This is a genomic window from Peribacillus sp. P4_C12, assembly GCF_056402095.1.
This window is the reverse complement of the sequence record NZ_JBFUIB010001089.1, coordinates 1-697: the sequence shown is the minus strand read 5'-3', so window position 1 is coordinate 697 and position 697 is coordinate 1. Positions and strand designations below refer to the sequence as shown.

General features: G+C 33.9%; 1 protein-coding gene. It reads left to right on the top strand.

From position 1 onward, the window contains the following. The coding region (locus AC1DUW_RS31490; protein ID WP_477644534.1) for a class I SAM-dependent methyltransferase at positions 1-697 on the top strand (697 nt) is incomplete at both ends.

The window sequence follows — 697 nt, the reverse complement described above, 5'->3', positions numbered from 1 at the left end:
GAATCATTCATACCAAGACGCCTTAGCATTCTTAGGAATTGAAGGGGCTCATCCTGGAGGATTTGAACTAACTAAACAACTCTTAAAGAATGAAAAAATAGACCAATCCACAAAAATCCTTGATGCTGGATGCGGAACAGGGCAAACATCTCAATTCTTGGCTCAACACTTTCTTTGCCAAGTTTTCGCATTGGATAATCACCCTGAGATGGTAAAACATGCAAACCAACGATTTCAACAAGCTAACATACCCAGTAATGTTTATATGAATTCCATAGAAGATTTACCTTTTACTAATAATTATTTTGATTTTATCATGGCTGAATCCACAACAGCATTCACTAATATTCAACAATCGCTTTGTGAATATTACAGAGTCCTAAAACCTGGTGGTACTTTGCTTTCTATTGATATGACGGCAGAGACTGAACTTAACCTTAATCAAAAAAAGGAAATAATGAAATTCTATAATTTAACGAATGTCTTGACACAATCGGAATGGTTAAAAGCATTCAAAAAGGCGGGATTTAAAAATCTAAAAATTCTAAAGTCGAATACAGTTTTAGAAGAATTAAAAAATTCATCAGCTGTCGATAACCTCATTCTTCCTTTAAATGAATCTTTGGAACAAATCATAGAGGAACATTATCGGCTTGTCCTAACTTGTGAAAACAGTTTGGGATATAGAGTATTTATG